Here is a 24,426-nt window from a genome sequence, read left to right as displayed (position 1 = left end):
AATACTTCTGCATTGAAATGTTCCTGGCTTAAACTTGTCTAATGAAGAACTCCTAGCATCCCAAATAATCAATTTTACGCTCGGAACTTGAGACCGCCCTCCTTGGTTTCACCAGTTCGTTCCTGATGTATATACGCGCTGTATCTTGAAGCCAGCTTCTTCGACCAGCTGCGGAATGACGCGCTCAAAGGCATGAAGCACGGAGCCGTCGTAGGGGATTGGCTCCGGGTAATTGAAGGTACCTTCCGGCCAGCGGTCCAATGCTACCAAGGCGTCGACCCGTGCCCAGAACATCGTGCCCAGCGGAAAGTGCCGGTAATGTGGGCGGCGCTTCAATCCCAGGGGCTCGAGCAGCTTTTCGATGTGGGGGCCGTTCTGCCCTTCATCGACTAAGTGTGGATCCTCCGCGAACACCAGCCCCACCTCATGGTCGCCGAAATGTGCTAGCACTTCGCTGGTACCGACGGGAGATCCCATGAGGTTGGACAATAAGTACTGGCGCCAAGTGTCTCCCGTCCCCGGCGAGAGATCTTTCGATTTCTTGGTGTGAAAGTGACCGACTACATCATAGTTTCCCTGGATTTCTTCCACGAATTGCCGGTGAAACGGATGGACATCTCGTCCGCGGTTTTCCACCTGTTTTAGGTGAAAAGTCCCGCTAATCGATTCGTCCAGTTCCGCGATCTGTCTATCGGTGAGGTTAGGAATGTGTGTGACGAACAAATCAACGTCGTGATCCTGCAAGGTGCGGAAATAGGTACAGTACTCGGAAATGAGTTCGGCAAAGTAGACGTGGAATTGCAGGGCGATCCGCCCCCTGTATGGACGGTGCGCCCCGGAGCCGCTAAGTCGATGAACCGGCATGTCTGTTACGCTGACAGTCATTGCCTTTTCCACCAGTGTCTCGAAATCATCGATATCGCCGCGGCTGTCGAGCACGGCCTGGATATCCGAGCCGGGGAAGGGCTTACCAATCGCCACCCCTTTGCGCAACAAGCTGAGGAAGTGGTTCAGCCGGTTAGGATCATCATCAAAGGAATGACTGTAAAACGTGCCGTCGAAGCGATATTGAACCGCTCGATTCTGAGCTGCAAGTTGTACCTCTCGGCGACGGGTGCCTGCTTCTCCCAGCATGTGACATAATATCTCGACATATTGGTCGAAATCGAGTGCATCCCGGCAGATGCGCGTATTGCGACCGTCACGGCTTGTGAGCCAATCCAGGTTATCTGCCAGCTTCTCGGCCAAGTGTCTCGTATCGCCGTAAGGTGCGAGCACTGCACGCGCCTCCTGAGCCGCGACGAAATCAGCTATCCCGCTACATTGCTCGAAAACTCCTACCCCGCAGTCTGCGTTCATTGCATCCACGGCCACGTTGGGGAACGGATCAAGCCGGGAGGTCAGCAAGTAGAGATCGGCGTCTTCGAGCGCGGCGGCTACATCATGTACTGCTCCAGGAAAGTGCACCCTACCGGCCATGCCGGTGCGCTGTATATAGGCATCCAGCCAGACGCTCACTACGATGTCGTTTTCGTCATACCCATTGCCAAGCCAGACGAATTGCAGGCGCTCTGCACGGTCGTCGCCCCGCTCGTGCAGGATTTGCTGCAATTGTAGGCAAGTCTGCAGAAACCAGTCCACGCCCTTGCGTGGCTGAACGTGACCTGCCCCGACGACGAGCAGGTCGTCTTGGGCAAGTGAAAGATGCGACCTGAGTGAAAAACTTTCTTCTTCTTCATAAGACTTGAAGCCTAGGTAGCCTTGCGGTTGGATGCGTATACTCGTGGGCTGATGCGAAACTCCCAGTTTTTTTCGCAACTCGGCAAGACCGGACTCGGCGAGGGTTGACGCCGGGTAGACCGTCAAATCCGAAGCCAGAAGCACCCGAGACATTCTAGTTACCGGACGGGTATACTCAGCAAACTCGTGAAGAAGGCTCATGGTAGGCAAGCCCAACGCAGCCAACGCCTCAGTTACCAAGCCTGACTCCACCGAATTCAGCAAGGCAGCGGATGCGCCCACTCGCTCAAATAATTTTCTTAGGACGTATTTGTATACGCCAGCACCGACACCTTCCGGGAGGTCGAGATGCAATATTGCGCTTTCTACAAAGTGGCTCCGCAGCGCTCCATCCCGGAGTGTCGCGGTGATAACGTTATAGCGCTTTCCCAGTCGTCGAGCCACTTCCAGCGCCACGGCGGGGGCTCCCGTCGCGGACGCATCATGACTGACTAGTAATATAGTATCGAGTAATTCATTACGTGATTTATGGCCTTCGGTGAGCATCTCATCCATATCCAGCCATCCAACACGTCCCTCTTGGCTCCCATGCTGAATAAAATGGTGTAATGGGTTGATCGGGGCGCGAGCGATATCAGGGTAAATGGCCTCGTAGAGCGCCTGATCGAATAAGCCTTCGATCCGTGCAGCGCCGTACTCGGACACTTCCAGAAGATCTTTGATCCAGCGGCGCACCGGCTTAGGGTCATAGCCCTGCTCAAGTACACCTCGTTCGAGCATGAGGTCGAGCAATTCGCGCTCCAGGGCTGACTCGGAAGGTCGAGACGGCCTTGCCGCGTCAACCTCCTGTTCTGCCTGCTCGACCGTCTCTGACGTGCCCAGCATCTCAGCACAGCCAGCACGGCCTTCGTGGCGCCCGTACAGGAGGAAATGCAGTAACGGATTGCCGCCGTTGTGGCGCACGTCAGGGTGCGCTTCTAGGTAGAAAGCGGAGTCGAACCATCCCGGTATAACCAAAGGGTTCTCCCGGTAATGACTAATGAAGTACTTAATTGGATCATCTACATTTTCAGGTAGTTTATCAGCATAGTCTTGCCAATCGACATCACTTCTCTTCAGTATTTCGTAATGCGTTTCAGCACGAGAACGCTTGGAAAGCTTTCCTAATAATTTCTTCATGCTGTTACCTGCGAGAGCTTGTCGTAAAGATACTCTTGGGCTGTGGGACCACCAATCGTGAAACCGATCTCTTCACGAAAGCGCCTAACCGACACACTGCTTATAACAACATCTTCCTTGCTGGGCTCTGCAATAACAATCTTGGCTTCGGATACTAGGTTTTGAGCCATCTGAACCAGCTCCCTTAGGTTAACAGATTCTCCGCTGCCAATATTATATATTCCCGGCAATCGCTTGTCGGCCATAGCCACCAGCGCCCGTCCCATTTCAGGAGCGTAGATATAGTCACGACAAGCCGAGGGATGAAAACGAGCACAGAACAGCTTCTTGCTCAACACATGATCTATCAATACATCAACTAATCCATGAGTCGGGTGGTCCTCATTTCCAAAAGGGTTGGTTACGCGCGCACAAGTATAAATAACTTCCTTATCATGCGCGAACTGCTGAAACAGGGCTTCTTCTACCACTTTCATGCGACCATACCAAGAGTGTGGGGAAGCAGGATCACTTTCCACATTCGGCCTTCCTTGCGCCTCCCCATATACAGTGCCCGCTGAGGAAATCTGCAGAAGAGCAGCCGGGGGAGCTTTACGCAATAAGCCAAGCACGCGCTGCAAAGAGGACCAGAACTCTTCCATAGCTCTGTTTAAATCCTGTTCGAAATCCCGTGGCTTTAGTCCCCCCAGTGCATTGATTACTACAGGCGACTCCTCCAAAACCGAAAGAATCTCGACTTCATCGTCCAGTGTAAAAACTGGGTTCGCTTCATCCTTCGGATGTCTCGCAATGCCAACCCATGGGCGTTGCTGACGATCCAGCTCTCGTGCAATGTTAGAGCCGATGAACCCAGTAGCCCCTAAAAGTAAAATCTTCTTCACAATTAACGTCCTTGCTTTTCAAGGAAATTGCGGAGCTTTCATAAAATTTTTCCCTGTTTGGTCCTTTTCCGACAAAATCGGGCCTCTTCCTCGGACCAGCGGCCAATCGATGGCCAGGGTGGGGTCATCCCAGCGGATGCAGTACTCGTCGCCGGGGTTGTAGTAGTCGGTGCATTTGTACTGGAACTCTGCCTCGTCGCTGATGACGTAGAAGGCGTGGGCGAAGCCCGGCGGAACCCACAGCATCTGCTTGTTCTCGGCGCTGAGCGTCTCACCGACCCACTGCCCGAATGTAGGGCTCGACTGGCGCAGGTCCACCGCCACGTCGAATACCTCACCGCGTGTAACGCGAACCAGCTTGCCCTGGGGCTTTTCCAGCTGGTAATGCAAGCCGCGCAGGATGCCATGGGCAGAGAGGCTGTGGTTGTCCTGCACGAACTGATAATTGCCGCAGTGCTGTTCGAAGTCGGACTGGCGGAAGGTTTCCATAAAGAAACCCCGCTCGTCGCCTAAGACCCGGGGGCTGAGCAGAACCACATCGGGGATGGCGAGTTTTTCGAAAATCATGTCGTTAATAGCCAATGAGAGTCAGTGACGAAGGGTAATGGCCATGGTGGAGCGGGCACTCAGGGCCAGCGCTAGGCACGGGGCTTCAGGAGCTGCCTGAGGTATTGGCCATAGCCTGTTTTATCCAATGCGCTGGCCTGGACGAGCAGGTCGTCGTCACTGATCCAACCCTGGTGCCAGGCGATCTCTTCCAGGCAGGCAATCTTGAGACCCTGGCGGTGCTCGATGGTCTGCACGTACTGGGCGGCTTCCAGCAGGCTCTCGTGGGTGCCGGTGTCAAGCCAGGCAAAACCACGGCCCAGGCGCTCCACGCGCAGGTCGCCGCGCTGAAGATAGGCGTTGTTGACCGAGGTGATCTCCAGCTCGCCGCGTTTGCTGGGCTTCACCTGCTTGGCGATCTCCACCACGTCGTTGTCGTAGAAGTAGAGCCCGGTCACGGCGTAATTTGATTTCGGCTCGCTGGGCTTCTCTTCGATAGAAACGGCCCTGCCCTCACTATCGAACTCCACCACGCCAAAGCGCTCGGGGTCCTTGACGTAGTAACCGAACACCGTGGCGCCAGTTGTCTGCGCAGCAGCCCGCTTTAGCTGCTCGCTGAAGTGCTGGCCGTGGAAGATGTTATCGCCCAATACCAGGCATACCGAATCATCGCCAATAAAAGCCTCGCCGATGATAAACGCCTGTGCCAGGCCGTCCGGGCTCGGCTGCTCGGCATATTGCAGGCGCACTCCGAATCTTTCGCCTTCGCCCAGCAGTTGCTGGTACTGCGGCAGATCCTCAGGAGTGGAGATAACGAGAATATCGCGTATGCCGGCGAGCATGAGCACCGAGATCGGATAGTAGATCATCGGCTTGTCGTAGATGGGCAGTAGCTGCTTGGAAACGCCGCGAGTGATGGGATGCAGCCGAGTGCCGGAGCCGCCGGCGAGAATAATGCCTTTGCGAGACATGAAACGATTCCTTGTCGCCCGACAGGAGCGACGTCGTAAAAATGATGGGTGGTAGCGAGTCGGCAGGAGCAAGCAGAGCGTTTTGCCGCGAAAATTATCGTTCTAGCGGGTTTCCGATAACGTCAGGGCGAGTTGGGCTTGCCAATGCGGTAGGGCTATACCGAGCGCATCTTCCAGCTTGGAAAGCGAGAGGCGCGAATTAAGCGGGCGCTGGGCGGGGGTAGGATATTCCGCAGTGGTAATAGCCTCGACCCGCTCGGGTGTAATGGCCAGCGCTTCGCCCTGCGCGAGAGCCAGACGAAAAATCTCCCGGGCGAAGCCGTGCCAGCTGGTTTCGCCACGCGGAGCGAGGTGGTAGATGCCGCTCTCAATAGGCTCGCCATGCAGCAACCGGTAGGAGACGAGGGCCGTTATTTCGGCAATGAGCCGGGCGGGAGTCGGCGCGCCGTGCTGATCGCAGACCACCTTGAGCGCATCGCGTTCACGCCCCAAACGCAGCATGGTGCGCATGAAGTTGTTACCGCGCGCGGCATACACCCAGCTGGTACGCAAGATCACATGCTGCGCCACGCTCTCGATGATGGCCTGATCGCCTGCCAACTTGCTGGCCCCGTAGATCGACAGTGGTCCGGTTGGGCTGTCTTCCTGCCACGGAACGGCGTCTCGTTCTAGCATGGCCTCGCCCGAGTACACGTAGTCGCTGGAGTAGTGAATGAGAGGAATGCTCCGGCGCGCAGCGTAAATGGCCAACTGTTCGGGCAGCTCGGCATTGAGCTGGAAGGCTTCGTCACGATGGCTTTCGGCCGCATCCACCGCTGTCCAGGCTGCGGCATTCACGATCAGGCCGGGGCGAGTCCTGGAGAGGTAACCCGCCACGGCATTCAGGTCGGTGAGATCCAGCTCTGCTCGGGTAGGTGCTATCACATTGCCCAGCGGCGCCAGGCTACGGAGCAGCTCGAAGCCGACTTGGCCGGTGCCACCGGTCAAGAGAATGTTCATGGGCTATCCCTGTCGTTACGATCGTTGTGCTTCTTTACAGCTCGCTCGTGCTGGCTTCGGAAAGCGAAACGCCTTGCTGCTTGGCCAGGCCCAGCCGCTCTCCCTGGTAGCTGCCATCCTGCACACGCTGCCACCAACTGCGATTTCCCAAATACCACTCGACGGTCTTCCGCAGGCCGGTCTCGAAGGTTTCGCGCGGTACCCAACCCAGTTCACGTTCGATCTTGCCGGCATCGATGGCATAGCGCAGATCGTGTCCGGGGCGATCGGCCACGAAAGTGATCAGGTCGCGATAGGCGCTTTCACTTGGTACCCGCTCCTGCAGCAGGTCACAGATCGTCTCGACGACCTCCAGGTTCGTCTTCTCGTTATGGCCACCGATGTTGTAGGTCTGCCCTACCTGCCCTTCAGTGGCGACCTGGATCAGGGCGCGGGCGTGGTCTTCCACGTAGAGCCAGTCACGGATCTGCTGCCCATCGCCGTACACCGGCAGTGGCTTGCCGGCCAGGGCGTTGAGGATCATCAGCGGGATGAGCTTCTCGGGGAAGTGATAAGGCCCATAGTTGTTGGAGCAGTTGGTCACCAGCGTGGGCAGCCCATAGGTACGCTGCCAGGCGCGTACCAGATGGTCGGAGCTGGCCTTGCTGGCGGAATAGGGGGAGCTCGGTGCGTAGGGCGTGGTTTCGGTGAAGAGCCCTTCGGGGCCCTCGAGGTCGCCGTAGACTTCATCGGTGGAGATATGGTGGAAACGAAACTCTGCCGCCTTCCTGGCATTACCGATCTGGAGTGCCAGCCAGTAGCCGCGGGCGGCTTCCAGCAGGATCGCGGTGCCGACCACGTTGGTCTGAATGAACTCGGCAGGTCCGTCGATGGACCGGTCCACGTGGCTCTCGGCCGCGAGGTGCATCACGATATCTGGCTGGTGCTGCTCGAAGATGCTCTGCATGGAGGGTGCATGACAAATATCGGCCAGCACGAAGGTGTAGCGAGCACTATCGGCCACGCTTGCGAGTGACTCCAGGTTGCCGGCATAGCTGAGCTTGTCGACATTGACCACGCGGTGTTCGGTGTTCTTGATCAGTTCGCGCACCACGGCGGAGCCGATGAAGCCGGCCCCGCCGGTCACGAGGAAGGTCTTGGGCATTATGGTTTCCTGCGTACGTTGCGTTAGTTTTTTTAGCGACGGCACGTGTCGCTCAGTCGCGATGGTCGCGAACAATCAGCACCAGCATGCTGGCAATAAAGGCGAGAAAGAGCGTGACGATGGCGAATACGCTGGCGTTGTAGAGGCGCTTCGGGCTGGTGGCGTACTCGGGGAATAGCGGGCTCTGCAGAATGCTGACCTGTTTGAGCTTGCGCGCCGCCTCGAGACGGGTGCTTTCCAGCGCAGCCAGGGCGCTGGAGTAGGTTTCCTGGGCGAACTGCGCCTTGAGTTCCAACGTCTGGTATTCCGAGGAGATGCGGTTGAGCGATTCTCCGGTGGCCTGGGCCAGGCGATCTCGCTGGGTCTCGATCTGGTCGCGCATGGCGTCGATCTCGGCCTGCACCCGGCGCATGTCGGAGGAACGATTACTCTGGTAGGTGGCCAGGGCCTGGCGCTGGGCCTGCAAGCGGGCCAGTTCGCCTTCCAGGGTAGCCACCACCTGGTTGATGCTCTCTACCGTCTGGGTGGGTGAGACCAGACCCTCCCGATTTTGAAAGGTCAGCAGCTCGGTTCGTGCGTCATCCAGCCGCGCTTCCAGCCGCGCCAGCTGTTCTTCCAGGAAGCGCACCTGCTCCTCGGCCAGGCGGCGGCCCATTTCGTTCATGTGGGCCTCGCCGGCTTCCAGCAACAGGCTCGCCATGGCGTGGGCGAATTCAGGCGTGTAGGCCTCCACCCGGATGTTGAGCACGCCGGCGTACTCGTCCAGCTCGACCTCGACTCGCCGCAGGTAGTACTCGTGCAGGTCTTCGATGGGTGCCTCGGCATCGCGCAGGCGGGCGAAGATGTCGCCGTGCTGGCTGAAGTGCTGGCGAAAGCCCAGCGCTTCCTCCACGCGGCGCAGCATGTCCACGGAGAGCAGGTGCTCACGTAGCAGCAGCAGGTCGCCCGAGCCCGAGGTACCGGTCAGGATCGAGGAGAAATTGATCTCCGGCGCCGCGATCTGCGGACTTTCCAGCACCACGGTCGCGCGTGAAACGTAGCGATCCTCGGCCCAGACGAACCAGTAGAGAGTAACCAGTACGATGGCCAGAAGAGCCAGGACCCAGTGGGGCTGGCATTTGATGAATGATTTCATAGGGTACGCTGTAAGCCGTGAGAAGAGCTTCAAGCTGCGAGGTTGAAGCGGTAAGAACTGCTCGGGAAACGCCGGTTCTACGGGTCGCCACCCTGCTGCGATTGCAGTGCCTGCACCAGGCGGCGGGCCTCGTGGAGCCGCTCGCGAGCGGCGCGGAAGGCATCGCCGTACACTTTGCGTTCGCGCGGAATCAGGTCGTCCTGCTGGGCCTGCTCGAAGGCCGCCTTGGCCTTATCGAACGCTGCCTTGCATTGGCTCAGATGGCGCCGCGCTTCCGGCAGCGTGCGGGGCAAGGGGGCGGCCGCCGCTGTCTCGGGGGCGGTTTCCGCGTGATAGGCGCCAATCGCGTCGTTGATGTCGTCGTACCAGGTGGCGCGCCCTTCCGCCAGGTGGATGCCGGCCTGGCAGAGTTCCTTCAGGATGCCCTCGCTATGGGAGACCATGATCAGGCTGGCCTGGCCGACTTTCTCCTTGAACGCCTGCGTGGCCTTGGCCCGGAAGGCGCGGTCGCCCACCGCTGTGGCTTCGTCGGAGAGGTAGACGTCGAAGTTGAAAGCGAGCGAGAGGCCGAAGTTCAATCGGGCGCGCATGCCGCTGGAGTAGGTCCGGATCGGCTCGTCGAAGGCATCACCCAGCTCGGCAAAGGCCTGCACCTTGTCAATGATGGGCGCAACGTTGTGGCGCCCGCCGTGCACACGAGCCACGAACTTGACGTTCTGCCGCCCCGTCATGCTGCCCTGGAAACCACCGGACAGGCCGATGGGCCACGATACCCGGCAGTGGCGCCGGATCTCGCCCCGCTCGGGGGTATCCATGCCGGCGATCAGGCGCAGCAGGGTCGACTTGCCCGCACCGTTGCGGCCCAGCAAGCCCACGCTCACTCCCCGGGGGATGGCCAGATTTACGTCGCGCAGCACCCAGTCGCTGCCATGGTGGTTGTGATAGCGCTTGTAGAGGCCGGCGATTTCGATCATTTGGCTTTCAGGCGCTCTTTGAAACGCACATGCAGTAGCATGCCGAGCGCGACCGTGGCGAGTGTCCACATCCAGAAATAGCTGGCACTGGTGCCGTTTACCACCTTGTAGCCATCGAAGAAGCCGGCCCGTAGCAGCTCCAGCCCGTGGACGATGGGATTGAGCATCAGGTATTCCAGCAGCCAGTGCGGCAGGTGATTGAGCGGAAAGATCACCCCCGAGAGGATCAGCAGCGGCAAGCTGATCATGCGCACGATGATGGCCATCTCCTGTACCAGGGTGCCCAACACCGACACCACCAGGCCCAGACCAAGCCCCAGTGCCCATAGCGAGAGCCACCAGCCCATGGCGCGGATGGCGTCGTCGGGGTAGAGGTCCACTTCCAGCAGCAGCGCACCGACGATGAAGAGCACGAACACGAAGCTTCGCAGCATGCCCTCCAGGTAGGTGCGTACCAGGACCGGGTCGATCGGCTGCACCTGACGATAGGCAAACAGCGCACTGTTGGCATCGATAGCCCCCAGGCCGCGCATCATGCCCTCACGAATGAGGAAAAAGCCCATCAGGCCGGTCAGCATCCAAGGGATGAAATCCGCGTTGACGATCAGGTTATCGCCGCTGACAAAGCCGCGTATGGCGACCATGATCAAGGTGAACGCCACGGGCTCGAAGAGCATCCAGAACCAGCCCATGCGATCGGCCATGGTGCGCGAGATGGCCTCGCGCATGAACATGGCGTACCAGACGCTGCGCGTCACTTGCCAGGGGGTGCGGGAGCCTGTGGTGGTTTCGGTGTTGGGCATGGTCAGGCAGCGTTAGAGATCGATGGCGACCTTGGTGGCCACGGCAATCTGATAGAGGATCTGCGTAATGCTGGTGGCGAGCTGCAGGTTCTTGGTCGGCACTTCCGGCATGACGAGGATTTCGTCGCCGGGCCGCAGGCTGACGTCGCGGGCATTGCGCACGGCGCCGTTCTGGCGCACCACCAGTATGTGGCTTTCGTCGGCGCGCTGGGTGAAGCCGCCGGCGCCTTCGATGTAGTCCTTGGCGCTCAAGCCGGGCTTGTAGACCACCGCCTGGGGCACCACGATCTCGCCGCTGATCAGGATGGAGTCACTGACTTCGGGAATGGTGATCACGTCGCCATCCTGCAGGCGCACGTCGCTGATTCGGTCTTCGTGGGCCACCACCAACCGGCCGCTGGGCTCCATCTCCCGGGCGCGCTCGACAAAGGTCTGGATCAGCTCGGCCTCGCGCACGCGAATCTGGGCCTCCTCGTTGGTGCGAGACGATGCCCCCAGGTAGGTGGTTTCCAGACGGCGCAGGCTGTCTTCCAGCGATTGCTGCTGCTGGATGGCCACGCTCTCGCGGCGCAGCGAGATGCTGTGCACCGCTGTCATCTGCTCGGGCACGGCGATGGCGTCGAGCAGTTCGCCCAAACGAGCGTCGCGCGGCAGGGCGTAGCGCGAGGGACCGTAGTAGCTGCCCTCTACCTGCACCACGATGGTTTCGTCACGCTGGTCGGCGCTGAACATCACTTCGTCACCACTGCGTACCGACTGGCCATAGAAGGCGTCAAGCGGGAAGTAGCGCGCGATGGGGCCGTCGGAACGTGAACCGCGCACGAGCACATGCGAGACGCCGCTCTTGAGCCGCGCCAGGTTGACGACCTCGGCCCCGGTGAGGTGCTCGCCGGTCAGCTCGTAGCGGTATTCGCGATGCACATCACCCACCACGGCGATGGCTGGGCCGCGCTCTTCCACCACGATGGTGTCGCCGTCGCGCAGCTGCGGGCGGGCGATCTCACCATCGAGCAGGAAGTCATAGAGATCGACTTGCGCGATGGACTGGGCGCCACGTATCACTCGGATGCGGCGATAGCTGCCCAGCGCATTGTCGATGCCGCCGGCCTGGTCGAGGAAATAAAGCAAAGAGTCGCTGGGCGTGCCGGCGTAGCGGCCGGGGTTCTCCACGTAGCCGGTGACGAACACGCCGATCGGCTGCACACCCTGCAGGTTGGTATAGACCTGCACGTTTTCGGGATAGACGCTGCGGATGGCCTGGCGCACGGTCGCATCAAGCTGTTGGCTGTTCTGGCCCTGCACGGCCAACGGGCCGATACCGGGAAGAAAGACGTTGCCCTGGGCATCGACCGCAAGCACCCGATCGATTTCCGTGGCACCCCAGGCACGTAGGGTGACCTGGTCGCCGGGCTTGACCCGGTATTTCGGATTGAGCCCGTCGGCCATGGTGCCGCGAAAGCCGCCTTCGAACAGGTTGGCACCGAAAGGCGGCAGTTCCTCAGCGGCGTCATCGAGCTGTGCCTGTGACACGGGGCCGTAGGTACCGCTGCTGCGCCAGTCGGCGCGCGGACGCTCCTCGACCTGTTCCTCCAGCGCTTCGACACGTTGGTTCTCGGGCAGGATGCCGCCGGGCAAGCTGAGCGCCTGGGCACTGGCGAGCAGAGGCAGGGCCAGTAGCGCGAGGCCGGCAAGTACCTGGGTCGAGCGAGAAGAGACCGGCATCAGCGCGCGCTCCCGTTGCTGGAGCCTGATTGGCTTGAGGAGGATTGGCTGGCGGTGACCTGGCGTCGGGTCACCCAGTTGCCGGCGGCGGTTTCGCAGGCGATCTCTCGGCGCTCGGCATCCAGCCCGCCCTGGCGAACGGTGAGCTCGCGGCATACCCGCCCGCTGGCGGCGTAATACAGGCTACCGACTTCCACCTGGACCTCGCGGCCCCAGGGGCTCTGGCCGAGCTGGATCACTTCGCCGGGATGGGCGCGAGCCAGCCACTGGCTCAGCTCTTCGCCCACCGGCTTGCCCTGGGTGCCGGTCATCACCGAACCGGCGGTATCGCTCGGCTGGGTGGCCGGCATCGCGCAGCCGCCCAGGACCGCCATCAGCGTCAGCGCCAGCACCTGCATGGTGGCCTGGCGTGGCGCGCAAGAAAAAGGGTGTCGTTTCATGAGGACTCTTGTCGGATCTTTCGGCAGGTGTCGGCCGATAACAGGCTGTCGGCGTAGGTTTCGTGCCGCAAGCGCAGGAAATATAACGAGTATGCCACAACAGGGGGCCATTTTTTCGAACGCCCGGGCACGCTACCGCCCAGGGGTTGATTCCGGACCTCTACCCTTGCCCTGCATAATGAAGATGTAATGGAATGCGTTTCCGAAGCCCGCTTCGCTTCGTTCCGTTTGAGGGCGGCCATTCTAAAGTGCGAGTTACCTTTCAGCTACAAGAACTAGCCAAAAGTTAGGTAACTTTTGACTTGCATCGTCATGTCGTCGCCCTGGTATGAACGAATCCGAGAGGGAGGAAAAAGAAAGGAGGCAGGTTATCCCTGATTGGCCTGCGTTGTAGTCTGCAATAACGGCAATAAAACGCCGCTTTTCCTTGAAACAGCGAATCGGCACATTTTACGCAAGCCGGCCCGCCAGCATGCGGCAGACAGCAGAAGTGAAATTTTTCATGCAGATCGATGCCGACAATTTACGTTGAATAAACGTTATTGAAGACTTCAGAGATAAAGTTTGTACGTTATCTCTTACATGCAGTTTTTTAAGAGCCCTTTTTCCCGGTTGCTGTTGCAATTTGATTGGAGGGTGCGGGTGTGCGCGTAGAAACATGCAGGAAGAAAGCGGGATGATTGGCCTGCCTGGCTTTCATCTCGCTCACAGCCAATGCCCCTGGTCTGGTAGGCCGGGCAAGCCTGGTTCACGGCCCCCCTGACGAGCGACTACGGCCTGCAGGGAGGCTGCACAGCGTGAGAGAGGGAAGAATCTACTCGGAAACCGGCCCGGCCTGAGCAGAAGCGTTGGCTGAACCGGTCGCCAGGGCAGCCATGACGATACAGGTCACCACCAGCGCATAGCGCACGGGATAGCCGCTTCGGATGCGCTTGTTCTGATTGACCACGTGGAACGTGACATTGCCCGTGCCCAGCGCTTGGGCATACCGCTTGCCTGCCGGCTTCACCTGCCACTCCACCTTGTGCTGGTGTGAGGGCAGCCGCGCCTTCCACTCGCTCAGCTGCTGTTTGGAAGAATGGGACGAGCGGGCACTAGGGGTCACCTCGATGACCGCCCCGATGCCGGGATTCAAGCTCAGCACCCACCCCACAAAAGCCAGGCCGGCATCGAGGTCGCGCACCCACACGTGACCGTCCGTGGCACGGTGAAAACGGTAGAAGAAACGCAGATGCGCACGCAGCTGTTTCGGCTGCTGCTCGAACCACTGCGACCAGATGACGCGGTACATGGCATAGGCAATCTGGCGTTCTGCCAGCGAGTGAGGCAGCGGCAGACGCGGAGCCCGCCCCCGGATCGGGGCCAGCAGCTTGCCGGCCGTGGTTCGATAATGACGAAACGCGCTATCGCCTCGCCGCGTGCGTGCCGTGAGCACCCGCAGCGCACAAGCGCTCAACCGCCCTGCCTCGCCTTGGCGAAGCTGGAAGATACGCTCCACCTCGACCAGTTCTCGCTGAGATAGAAGATCCAGTGCAGCCTCGACCTGTTCCAGTGACAACTGGCTAAGCCCGTGGCGCTCAGGCTGCAGCGTGGTCGGAAGCGGCGGTAGGGGCACCACCTCATGCAGGGCCACATCCTTTATCTTGCACTGCGGGTAGGCCTTGCCGAGCCAGCGTAGCGGGTTGTCCCCCAAGCGCTCTTTCCATTTGCGCAGCGTGGCCGGCTTGATGCCCATCACCTGGGTCAAGGGCTCCAATTGGGCAACCGCATGGGGTCGCTCAGCACACTCGACCGAGGTCGGCTGCCGGTGGCAGTAGTGATCCAGCAACAGACAGGTGAAATGCAGGTAGCTGCGCAGCGTTACATCGGGCGACGCGTGGCCCATCACCTGAGCGATGAAATACAACCCCGAGCGTGATGGCCCCTCTGCCACCTCTTTCCAGAGGGCGGCATGATGGGCAGGCACCGCCCAGGGCACCGCTACACTATGGAAGGAGAGCAACAGATAGTTGGCCAGCGAGTGTCGCAGATGGTGGAAGCGCAGGCTGGGGTCCCCGGTGAGGCGACGCATGGCGTCGTGGATCTCGGCCTGGACCCGGTCATCGCGCAAGGGAGCCACCGCATCCCCCCCCTCTCCCAGCAGCATGATGCGTCCATGCCTGGCCACCGCATGCCGATTGGCAACAAAGGCTTTGAAAGCCTCCAGCTCGCTATTGGTCAGCAGAAGATGCAGCGGCAGCTGGCGACGCGAATCCTGACTCTTGATCCCGACGTAGACACTGTTGCGAATGAGCAGGATGACCTCGGTCTCTTTCAGCCTGGGGTGGAGCAGGATATCGTCCAGCTGGATGGAGAGCGCCTCGCCGATTCGCAGGCCAGCCCGGAACCCCAGCACGAACGCCCAGTGGCGAATCTCCCCCAGGCTGTCGGATTGGGAGATGAGGTGCCTGGCCACCAGACAGTACTCCTCTTCCGACAAGCAGTTGGCATCGGCATGGTGGGCCACGCTCGCGCCGGCGCCGCTGAATTCCATGGTCACGTTGGCCAACCCCAGATCCGCGACAAGAAACGCATGGAAGGAGCGCAGCACCGCCCAGCGATAGTGGCGATTCTTCTCCGTCCTGGCCTGCTCCACGACGTACTGGTAGGCCTCCACCAGCATGGCCAGCCGCTCCTGATCGACCGGCGTATTCCCCATGGCCTGAAGCAGCGGCATCGTCACGCCGAGATACTTGTAGAGCGTCGACTGCTTGCGCTTCTGTTTCTGATGCAGGAAGAGCAGCCAGCGGCAGAGGCACTCGGCGATCGACGCCATGCGCTGGGCATCCGCGATGGCATTTTGCAGTTCACCGGAAATCGCCCCGAAGCTCAGCCGCTTCTGATCGCGGCGCTTGTAAAATGCGTTGTGCAGCGATTTCAGCAGCGCTCGCGCCTGATAAAGCGGCTGGTCCCGTCCGTGCTGCTCCGCTGTTATCTGCGCCACCGGCGCCAGCCCTGTGTCACGGGTCGATTCCTCATCCGGTATCGCCCCGCCTCCCGGGACCGCATGCGTGACATACCCGCCGCCGAGCAGCTGCTGCCAGCGCGTTTCCGTGAGCGCGGTCCCCATGTGCTTGCCGAGCGAACTATTGACCAGGTACTCGGGGACATGGAGGCGAAAGGCGGTCGCGGCATAGCTCTGGCACGCCGAGAGCAACATCTCCTCGGCGCCGACGGCACGGCAGAAATGACGCCACGCCTTCTGGGTGTATGCCTTGGCCGCTTGGTAGCCGCTTGCACTCTCGGCGGGTGCGCCGAAACGAGCCACATGGCGCATCAATACCGTCAGGGTCGGTACCCCCAGCAGCCAGCGGCTACGTGGCGGCACCTTGCCGGGCATGTCGTCCGGCACCGCCTCGTGCAGTACCAGCCAGGCCTTCGTTGCATGCATTGCCAGCGTCGCAGTTGCCAGCGGCAGCGAGTTCAGGTGCTTGCTACCCAGCAATCCGTCTCGTGTGATTACCAGATAGAGAAACAGGCCCCAGCTGATCATCTCAGGCTCGAGTCTGCGGTGGCCTTTGCCTCCATTGCCTTGCTGTAGGAGCGTCCGGAAGGCCGACTGCTGAAGCGCCTTGTCGGTATGCCGACACCAGTCGCGGTAGAGGCTCAAACCGGCAAAGGAGGTCGGTGTGAAGGAGCTGGCCGACGGCCTGACCAGCCGCAGCGGCGCCGGCACCACCACGTCCCAGCCCAGTTCCCGCTGGCCGCGAGAAAGCCCCAGCGAGAGGAAATTGACCTTGTGACGGATCTCCACCACCGAGCCGCTGCCGCCCGCTTGCAGAGACGCCTCCCACTGCTGCGTGATGTCTGGCGATAGCTGGACATTCGGTTCGCCACGAATCAGCTCGGGATGCGTTTGCCACAGCAGTGCAAGGACCGCCAGTTGATGGCGGCGCCGAGTTATCAGGTGCTGGCGATGCCGCGCCTCGGCGCCCCCCGCCCCTTCGGGGATTTCAAGCAGTTTCCAGCCGCTCCATACCGACTCCATCCGGTCAGCCATCGGCAAGTCCCTGCTGCACCGTCCAGCCGGCCATCTGGCACAGCTTGCCGAGCGTGGCGGCCAGCTCGCGATACATCTCGACCGGCGTGATCGACGAGAACGCACCGAAAGGTTCCTGGCCTTGCTGGGCATGCCCCATGAAAGCATTGACCAGCTCGCCCCGGATGCCCTCGGCGCGCAGGGCGCTGCGCAGATAGTGCCGGCTGCTGTTGATCGGCAGCGTGAAGAGCGGCACCTGTCGACGCAGGTTCTCCGGCGACAGTTTCACCATCTGCCAGCTATCGCTGATAAAAAACATCAGCGGTACGCTCGGCCGCGGCTCACTCAGCACGTCTTCGATATGCTCGCAAAGCGCTTCTCGCCGATAGAGTCGCGCCTGCAGCATCTCAAGATGGCTGGCATAGCGGCGCAGCTGCTCGCACAGCTCCGGCAACAGCCAGACCACGCGCGCCTGACTTATGGTTTCATCGTCCTTGTCGGAGATGACCAGAAAGCCCGTGGAAAGATCGATTTCCCGCCAGCGAAAGACCAGGTCATTGACGGCGCGATAACCGGTCGAAAACAGAATCCAGAAAGCGATGTACGCCACGAAACTGTTATGGATCAGCCGCCAGCTCTCTTCCCCGGGAGGGAAGCGTCGAGCCGCTCGCAGTTCATGCTTCAGATGCTTGACCAGACGGACGAGCAATGGCGACTTGATGTTCAGCTTGCTGCCATGGTCTCCGCGGTTATCGACGACCTGCTTGAAGGAGTGGAAATGTTTCTCGTCGACACCGAGGTAGCGATAGATGTCGTTGCGCAACCCCACCACGGCATCGTGATAGCGCTTCTCCAGGTAGCCAGCCGGCATGCTGTAGTAATGGGCAGCCACCTCGGAAATCGTGAAACGATGCCCGGTCAGCAAGTACGCCTCCACCCAGTCATTTGATTGCTGGGCGATTTCGTCAAACAGTACCTGACTGATTCGCAGCGGCGTCAGCCGCATACGATTGGCGCGATTGATCCTAGACACGGCCGCCCGCATCGCCCCTTCGATGGCAGCTCGCTGCGTCTCCGGAAACAGCTCACAATATTTCGTCCGTGGCTTGCGCATCAGCCCCAGTCGCGAGATGTACTGTTCTATCCGTACAGGGCTTGCCACGATGACGACGTCATCCACCAGAGCGGGAGCGCTGTCACCGGCCTTGTAGAGCAGTTTCTTGGCATCGTCCTGAAGGCTGTTACGCGTCTCGGGTGAGGGGATGGGCAGAACGAACGCATGCTCCGCTTGCAGGAATGCGAGCAACCCCTTTCGCTGCTGGGGCAACTCGTTCCGATGGGCATAGACCCGCATGGCGAGAAGTTGCTCGACCGGGCGTCCGAGCCAGATCATCAGCATCAGCAGCAGGCCGGCGTAAACGCCCTCCTCGTCACGCTGCGCAAAGCGCTCCCGACCGGTGAAGAGTTGGAAGGCAGCCTTCGCTGCCAACGCCAGCTCGGACCGGCTGAGGCTGGAGTAGCGATAGGGAAGCCGTTGGTTGGCCTGGCTGATGTGCTTGACTTGGCTATCCTGCCGCCTGATCAGGTCACGCAGATCAAAACCCGATGTCGGAGACGCCCTGCTCTCCGTGAAGGAAACCGCGCGTAATGTCTGGGCCTCCTTCGGATGCAAGCCCACCATCCGCTGTCGGCTCTGTGCCTGCTCGTCCCCTACCGACTCCCATAACAGTACCGACTGAGCCGGGCCTTCGCGCTCTTCATCGCTGTCATCAGTTACGACGACCTGCCTTTCCACCAGCCGAGCCGATCGATTTCCGCCTCCCCCTCCCTCTCTGGTTTTCCCCTTGTGGTTGACGACTTTTCGAACCAGCAGCTCAATGCCGGCAAGGCCCTCAATAGGCTGGTCATCCTCCAGTAAAGCAACAGCACGATAGCTATCGAGCGTGGCACCGACCTCGATCTCATGCAGGAGAGCGAGTGATTTTTTACCACTGCCTATATCACGGATATTGCGACAGGCGAGGGAAACCTCAGAGCCGATGCGTGCCTGATGCCGTGTTCGCTGAATCACTGAGCATAGGATGACAATACCGGCGTGCTGCCAGTAGGCAGCACTGGCATGGCATTCCGCCTCGGGTCGCAGAATGAGCATCGCCCACTCGGGATGGGCATCGATGATGCCTCGCTGCTTGCCTGACTGATCCAGCCAGGCCGCCGGACACTGACTTCGGTCACAGGCCTCCAGGGCAGCGACCAGCCGAGCTATCTCCGGTAGGTAATGAAGGAGGCTACAGGCCTCCCCACCCCCCTCATCAACATCCTTCCGTATGCCGGGAGTGCCCTCAACTGACCGAAGTGCCCGCTTCAGGTTGGTCATGACCAGGATGAGCTGAGTCAAATCCGCCGGCGCCTTTAGCAGCGCAAGTAACTTGCCGAGGCGGGCCGGTGTAGCCGCACTGAGTTCCGCGAGTCGTTGAAGATCCATCTCCGGCACCATCACCGCGACTCCATGATCCGCTGTAGCTCGGACTTCCGCCTTTTGGAAGGCGCTATCCGCCGCCCCTCAAGCCCCATGATGGCCTTGAGTTCACGGGTCGATAGTTGGGTTGGCTTCCTGATGCCGTATTTATCTCGCAGAGAGGTAGATAACTTTTTCAACTGTTGATAGACACGCTCCCTGGCTTCCATCGCATCTGCGCAGTGCATCAGACTATGCGAGAAGAGTTCGAACAGGGCGCCTCTCACCAGGCTGGGTTCCTCCGCGCTCGTGATTCGAACTCGGATCTCTTCATCGCTTTCCAGCAGGGTGCTGACCGTATGAAAAGCCCGGAAGCCGCTTACCACTTCATAGTGACGGGAGACCTTGCGAACGAATACGGGATGGTACTTCAGCAGTATTTCTACCAGCTCCACATCCAACCACGCTGTCACGGGCAGTTGATTCGTGATGGCAACGGTGACCCGCTCGATCTCACCGAGCGCACCGGATGGGGATTTGATTTTCGAGAGCGACAGCTTCTCCACGACCACCTCAAGACTGCCATAACCTCAACAATAATTTTTCCTATATCGGCAGGATAAGGCATAGCTTGAGGGAAAACCGGCGGCCCCCCTCGCCCACTCGGGCGGGGCAATAATCCAGAGCCGCGTCACAGCTATGGGTTGTTGCCTCAGCCGCGAGTTGGACCATAAAAAAATTAACGTGCAGGGGCCCGGGTGGCCAAACCTGCGGTAGGAGTCATGAAGGTCGAGATTGATTCCGGGTAACAATATTAAAGCGAAAAAAGCTGCACCCAGGCATTGCTGAGCAGGCTCTAACGCCGGAGCAACCGATCCGGATGAGTGATGCCACCGGCCAACCGCTTCAGGCCGTTCGGTCCGAACCTTGAGGAATGCGGCGGGTAAAAGGCAGCAGAGGACAGTATACCGGCCGTTGCGTTAACGCCCCAAGGTACCCAACCAAGGTGCCCCGGCAGTTCACGATGCCGGGGCGTTGTCGTTTTTTGCTCAGTGTGTCGGCATGGTGAAGTGGTTGGTCTCCTCCCGGATACCGCTGGGCCAACGCTGAGTGATGGTCTTCATGCGGGTATTGAAGCGCACGCCATCCGGGCCGTGCATATGCAGTGGACCGAACAGGGAACGCTTCCAACCACCGAAACTGTGGAAGGCCATGGGTACCGGGATCGGCACGTTCACACCGACCATGCCCACCTGGATCTGCTCGCAGTACTGGCGAGCGGCGTCACCGTCGCGGGTGAAGATGGCGGTGCCGTTGCCGAACTCGTGATCGTTGATCATCTTGACCGCGTCATCGAAGCTGGCAGCGCGGGCGATGGCCAGCACCGGCCCGAAGATTTCCTCGCTGTGAATACGCATGCCCGGCTTGACGTGGTCGAACAGGGTGCCGCCGATGAAAAAGCCGTCTTTGGCCCCCTCGATCACAACCTCACGGCCGTCAACCACCAGCTCGGCCCCCTCGTCCACGCCGGTCTGAATATAGTCGCGAACCTTCTGCAGATGCTCGCGGGTGACCAGCGGGCCCATGTCGTTATCGGGGCCCTCCACCAGCCCGGGCCCGACACGCAGTTCGTCGAGCTTACCGATCAGCTTCTCGCGAAGGCGCTGGGCGGTCTCCTCGCCCACCGGCACGGCGACGGAAATGGCCATACAGCGCTCACCGGCAGAGCCGAAGGCGGCGCCCATCAGTGCTCCGACGGCCTGGTCCAGGTCGGCGTCGGGCATGATCACCATGTGGTTCTTGGCCCCGCCCAATGCCTGGACGCGCTTGCCGTGGGCGGAAGCGGTGGCATAGATGTACTCGGCCACGGGGGTGGAGCCGACGAAGCTCACCGCCTGGACACGCTCGTCGGTGAGCAGCACGTCTACCGACTCCTTGTCACCGTTGACCACGTTGAAGACGCCATCGGGCAGGCCAGCCTCCAGAAGGAGCTCGGCCAGGCGCATCGGCGTGGACGGGTCCTTCTCGGAGGGCTTCATCACGAAGGTGTTGCCGCAGGCCAGGGAGATAGGGAACATCCACATCGGCACCATGGCCGGAAAATTGAACGGCGAGATGCCGGCACAAACCCCCAGGGGCTGCATCATGGAGTAGCTATCCACTCCGGTGCCCACGTTCATGGAGTGCTCGCCCTTCTGCAGGTGCGGGATACCGCAGGCGAACTCCACCACCTCCAGCCCGCGAATCACCTCGCCCTTGGCGTCGGAGAAGACCTTGCCGTGTTCACTGGAAATCAGCCGCGCCAATTCGTCAGCGTGCTCCTCGACCAGCCCCTTAAACTTGAACAGGATGCGCGAGCGCTTGAGCGGCGTGACCTTCGACCAGGACGTAAAGGCTGCGTGGGCAATGCGAACCGCCTCGCGGGTCTCGTCAGCAGAGGCCAGCGACACCTCGGCGCTCTGTTCGCCAGTGGCCGGATTGTAGACCGGGGCGGTACGGCTGCTACGGCCAGGGACGATGCAACCATCAAGGAAATGCGAGATGCTGTTCATGGCTCTCTCCAGATATTGAAAACGGTGGAATTCAGCCGGCAATGCGAAAGCCGGCCGCTTCGGCCAGGCCGCGCAGATTGCGGTAACCCAGTCGGGCATACGTGAGCGGGTGGGCCACCTCGGGGTCCTGTTCGGCCTCCACCACCAGCCAGCCCTCATAACCGGTCTCCTGCAGGTGGGCCAGAGTGGGCAGGAAGTCGATATCGCCATCCCCCGGCACGGTGAACAGGCCGTCGAGCACTCCGTCGAGGAAGCTCTTGTCGCGGTTGCGTAGCTCCTTGAGCACGCCGAAGCGCACGTCCTTGCAGTGCACATGCACCACCCGCGGAGCGTAGCGCTTGGCGATGGCCAGCGGGTCGCCGCCGGCGCCGCACAGGTGGCCCAGGTCGAGCAGTAGGCCCACGCAGTCTTGGGTATTGTCGAGCATGCGTTCCACGTCTTCCTGGCTCTCCACCACGGTACCCAGGTGATGGTGATAGGCCAGGTGCACTCCCTGCTCCTTGAGATAATCACCCACCACATTCAGGCCTTCGGTGAGGCGCCGCCAGTCGGCGTCACCCAGGTGATGGCGCCGAGAGAGTGGAACGCCCTGGTCGCCGTGAATGCAGCGGCTTACCTCGCAAAACACCATGACCTTGGCGCCACACTGCTTGAGCAACTGAAGATGCCCCTGGAGCGCCTCGATCTCTTCCTCCGGGCTACGCTCGAGCAGGCGAGCCGAATACCAGCCGGATACCAGCGCCAGATCGTGCTGCCCCAACACGGCGGAGAGCGCCTCCGGTGTGCGTGGAAACTTGTTGCCCAGTTCGAAACCAGCGAAGCCCGCCTCGCGCCCCTCGCTGAGGCAGGTCTCTAGCGGCGTGTTGGCGCCAAGGCTGGGCAAGTCATCGTTGGTCCAGGTCAGGGGGTTGATTCCCAGGCGTACTGTGGACATCCGCGTGCTCCTTCTTGCGGCGGGCCCAGCGGCCCCCGCCGTTTGTGTCGATGGAGAGATTGAAGGGTGCTGGCCCTTTACTCAGCGATATTGGCGCCGCTTGGCCTCGCGATAACCCGCATAGGCGTCATTGACTTGCTCACGACGTGACACCTCGGGCACGGCCACCTCCCACCAGGCGCCACCCTCGGCGGTGCTGGGCAGGGGATCGGTATCCAGGGCGATGACATAAGTCCAGCTGGCCTGGCGAGCCCGGATCAGCGCCGCCTCCAGTTCCTGAATGCCACGCACGCTCTCGGCCTGGCAGCCCAGCGAGCGGGCATGGGAGGCGAAGTCGGTCTTCGGCGCGCCCTCGGGCACCGTGCGGCAGTCGCCAAGCAGGTTGTTGAAGCCGGCACCTCCGGTGGCCTGCTGCAGACGGTTGATGCAGCCAAAGCCGCGGTTGTCGAGCACCACCACGATGAGCTTGTGACCCAGCATCACCGAGGTGGCCAGCTCCGAGTTGTGCATCAGGTAAGAGCCGTCGCCCACCAGAACGAACACCTCGCGCTCGGGCCGCGCCAGCTTGACCCCCAGTCCTCCGGCGATCTCGTAGCCCATGCAGGAGTAACCGTACTCCACGTGATAACTGCGGGGGATGGCGCATTGCCATAGCTTGTGCAGTTCCCCCGGCAAGCCACCGGCGGCGCACACCACGGTGCCATCCTCACCGGCCTGGCGGTTGACGGCACCGATCACCTGAGCATCCGTGGGCAGATCGCGGCCATCATCGGCGGTGACACGGGCCACCACATCGGCCCAGTCGCGCTTGAGGCTGCCGGCCCGCTCGCGCCAGGCGTCGGAGGCCCGCCATTCGGACAGACCGGCGTCCAGCGCCGCGAGGCCATCGAGGGCGTCGCCGATCAACGGCAGAGCATGGTGCTTCTGACTGTCGAAGCGTCCCACGTTAAGGGCCAGCAGGGTCAGGTCATCACGTTCGAACAGCGCCCGCGAGCCGGTGGTGAAGTCCTGTAGACGCGTGCCCACGGCAAGGATGACGTCCGCCTCCTCGGCCAGACGATTGGCAGCCTCGCTGCCAGTGACGCCGATGCCTCCCACGGCACAGGGATGGGCCTCGGGCAGCGCGCCCTTGCCGGCCTGAGTCTCGGCCACCGGCACACCATGTGTATGGGCGAACTCGCCGAGGCGTTCACACGCCTCGGCATAGTGCACTCCACCACCAGCGAGAATCAGCGGCCGCTCGGCACGGGCCAGGGCGGCGATCGCCGTCTCCAGTTCCCGGGGGTCCGGCTGCGGGCGACGAATGCGGTGCACTTTCGGTGCAAAGAAACGCTCGGGGTAATCGTAGGCAAAGGTCTGGACATCCTGAGGCAACGCCAGGGTCGCAGGACCGCAATGCTCAGGATCGAGCAGGGTCGCGATGGCCTGGGGCAGGCTGGTCAGCAACTGTTCAGGCCGGGAGATCCGGTCGAAGAAGCGCGACACCGGTCGGAAGCAGTCGTTGACCGTGACGGTAGGATCACCGAAGTGCTCCACCTGCTGCAGCACCGGGTCGGGTTCCCGCGTGGCGAAGGTATCGCCGGGCAGGAGCAGGAAAGGCAGACGGTTGGCATGGGCCAGGGCCGCAGCGGTGACCATGTTGGTGGCCCCAGGCCCTATGGAGCTGGTGGCAGCCATCAGCCGCCGACGGCCATTGGCCTTGGCGAAGGCGATGGCGGCATGAGCCATGGTCTGCTCATTGTGGGCACGCAGAGTCGGCAGCTCGTCCCGTGCGTGATAGAGCGCCTCGCCCAGACCGGCCACATTACCGTGGCCGAAGATGGCGAAGACACCCTCGAACAACGGGACCTCGCGACCTTCATATTCGACGCGCTGGGCCGCCAGATATCTGACCAGCGCCTGGGCCATTGTCAGACGGATGGTACTCATG

The 24,426-nt window shown here is 60.9% G+C and carries 17 protein-coding genes; all 17 read right to left on the bottom strand.

Going from position 1 to position 24,426, the window contains the following annotated elements; genetic code table 11:
• Nucleotides 1-108: 108 nt before the first annotated feature.
• Entirely contained in the window at nucleotides 109-2,919 is a 2,811-nt protein-coding gene (locus HNO52_RS02075) for a rhamnan synthesis F family protein (RefSeq protein WP_197567432.1), read from the bottom strand.
• Nucleotides 2,916-3,800, bottom strand: coding sequence for an NAD-dependent epimerase/dehydratase family protein (locus tag HNO52_RS02070; RefSeq protein WP_197567431.1), 885 nt, complete (start codon nucleotides 3,798-3,800; stop codon nucleotides 2,916-2,918). Before HNO52_RS02070 ends, HNO52_RS02075 begins: the two co-directional genes overlap by 4 nt.
• Nucleotides 3,801-3,818: 18 nt before the next feature.
• Entirely contained in the window at nucleotides 3,819-4,367 is a 549-nt protein-coding gene (gene rfbC / locus HNO52_RS02065; RefSeq protein ID WP_197569063.1) for a dTDP-4-dehydrorhamnose 3,5-epimerase, read from the bottom strand.
• Nucleotides 4,368-4,438: 71 nt separating this feature from the next.
• Complete coding sequence (rfbA, locus tag HNO52_RS02060; protein ID WP_197567430.1) at nucleotides 4,439-5,317, bottom strand: glucose-1-phosphate thymidylyltransferase RfbA; 879 nt, start codon at nucleotides 5,315-5,317, stop codon at nucleotides 4,439-4,441.
• Nucleotides 5,318-5,419: 102 nt separating this feature from the next.
• A complete protein-coding gene (gene rfbD / locus HNO52_RS02055; protein WP_197567429.1) occupies nucleotides 5,420-6,316 on the bottom strand; it encodes a dTDP-4-dehydrorhamnose reductase in 897 nt (298 codons plus the stop codon).
• A gap of 34 nt (nucleotides 6,317-6,350) precedes the next feature.
• Nucleotides 6,351-7,460, bottom strand: coding sequence for a dTDP-glucose 4,6-dehydratase (rfbB, locus tag HNO52_RS02050; protein ID WP_197567428.1), 1,110 nt, complete (start codon nucleotides 7,458-7,460; stop codon nucleotides 6,351-6,353).
• Between the two features lie 52 nt (nucleotides 7,461-7,512).
• Nucleotides 7,513-8,595: a KpsE/RkpR family capsule polysaccharide export protein gene (locus HNO52_RS02045; protein WP_197567427.1), complete on the bottom strand. Its 1,083-nt coding sequence runs from the start codon at nucleotides 8,593-8,595 to the stop codon at nucleotides 7,513-7,515.
• A gap of 77 nt (nucleotides 8,596-8,672) precedes the next feature.
• Nucleotides 8,673-9,569 carry an ABC transporter ATP-binding protein gene (locus tag HNO52_RS02040; RefSeq protein WP_197567426.1) on the bottom strand — a complete coding sequence of 299 codons (897 nt, stop codon included), beginning with the start codon at nucleotides 9,567-9,569 and terminating at the stop codon, nucleotides 8,673-8,675.
• Complete coding sequence (locus tag HNO52_RS02035; protein WP_197567425.1) at nucleotides 9,566-10,372, bottom strand: ABC transporter permease; 807 nt, start codon at nucleotides 10,370-10,372, stop codon at nucleotides 9,566-9,568. Before HNO52_RS02035 ends, HNO52_RS02040 begins: the two co-directional genes overlap by 4 nt.
• A 12-nt stretch (nucleotides 10,373-10,384) precedes the next feature.
• Nucleotides 10,385-12,094, bottom strand: coding sequence for a polysaccharide biosynthesis/export family protein (locus HNO52_RS02030; RefSeq protein WP_197567424.1), 1,710 nt, complete (start codon nucleotides 12,092-12,094; stop codon nucleotides 10,385-10,387).
• A complete protein-coding gene (locus HNO52_RS02025) occupies nucleotides 12,094-12,534 on the bottom strand; it encodes an RT0821/Lpp0805 family surface protein (RefSeq protein ID WP_197567423.1) in 441 nt (146 codons plus the stop codon). Before HNO52_RS02025 ends, HNO52_RS02030 begins: the two co-directional genes overlap by 1 nt.
• Before the next feature lie 814 nt (nucleotides 12,535-13,348).
• A complete protein-coding gene (locus tag HNO52_RS02020) occupies nucleotides 13,349-16,573 on the bottom strand; it encodes a site-specific integrase (protein WP_197567422.1) in 3,225 nt (1,074 codons plus the stop codon).
• Nucleotides 16,566-19,037: a hypothetical protein gene (locus HNO52_RS02015; protein WP_197567421.1), complete on the bottom strand. Its 2,472-nt coding sequence runs from the start codon at nucleotides 19,035-19,037 to the stop codon at nucleotides 16,566-16,568. Before HNO52_RS02015 ends, HNO52_RS02020 begins: the two co-directional genes overlap by 8 nt.
• A gap of 11 nt (nucleotides 19,038-19,048) precedes the next feature.
• Nucleotides 19,049-19,576: a hypothetical protein gene (locus HNO52_RS02010; RefSeq protein ID WP_197567420.1), complete on the bottom strand. Its 528-nt coding sequence runs from the start codon at nucleotides 19,574-19,576 to the stop codon at nucleotides 19,049-19,051.
• A 483-nt stretch (nucleotides 19,577-20,059) separates the two neighbouring features.
• Nucleotides 20,060-21,562, bottom strand: coding sequence for a CoA-acylating methylmalonate-semialdehyde dehydrogenase (locus tag HNO52_RS02005; RefSeq protein WP_197567419.1), 1,503 nt, complete (start codon nucleotides 21,560-21,562; stop codon nucleotides 20,060-20,062).
• 31 nt (nucleotides 21,563-21,593) lie between these two features.
• Entirely contained in the window at nucleotides 21,594-22,496 is a 903-nt protein-coding gene (gene iolE / locus HNO52_RS02000; RefSeq protein ID WP_197567418.1) for a myo-inosose-2 dehydratase, read from the bottom strand.
• Nucleotides 22,497-22,577: 81 nt separating this feature from the next.
• On the bottom strand, nucleotides 22,578-24,425 hold the full coding sequence (gene iolD / locus HNO52_RS01995; RefSeq protein WP_197567417.1) for a 3D-(3,5/4)-trihydroxycyclohexane-1,2-dione acylhydrolase (decyclizing): 1,848 nt from the start codon (nucleotides 24,423-24,425) through the stop codon (nucleotides 22,578-22,580).
• Between the last annotated feature and the right edge of the window lies 1 nt (nucleotide 24,426).

Origin of the sequence: Halomonas sp. MCCC 1A13316 (genome assembly GCF_014931605.1) — a bacterium.
Taxonomy (GTDB): domain Bacteria; phylum Pseudomonadota; class Gammaproteobacteria; order Pseudomonadales; family Halomonadaceae; genus Halomonas.
Note: the sequence above shows the minus strand (reverse complement) of the source record. Positions and strands in the feature narration are given on the sequence as shown.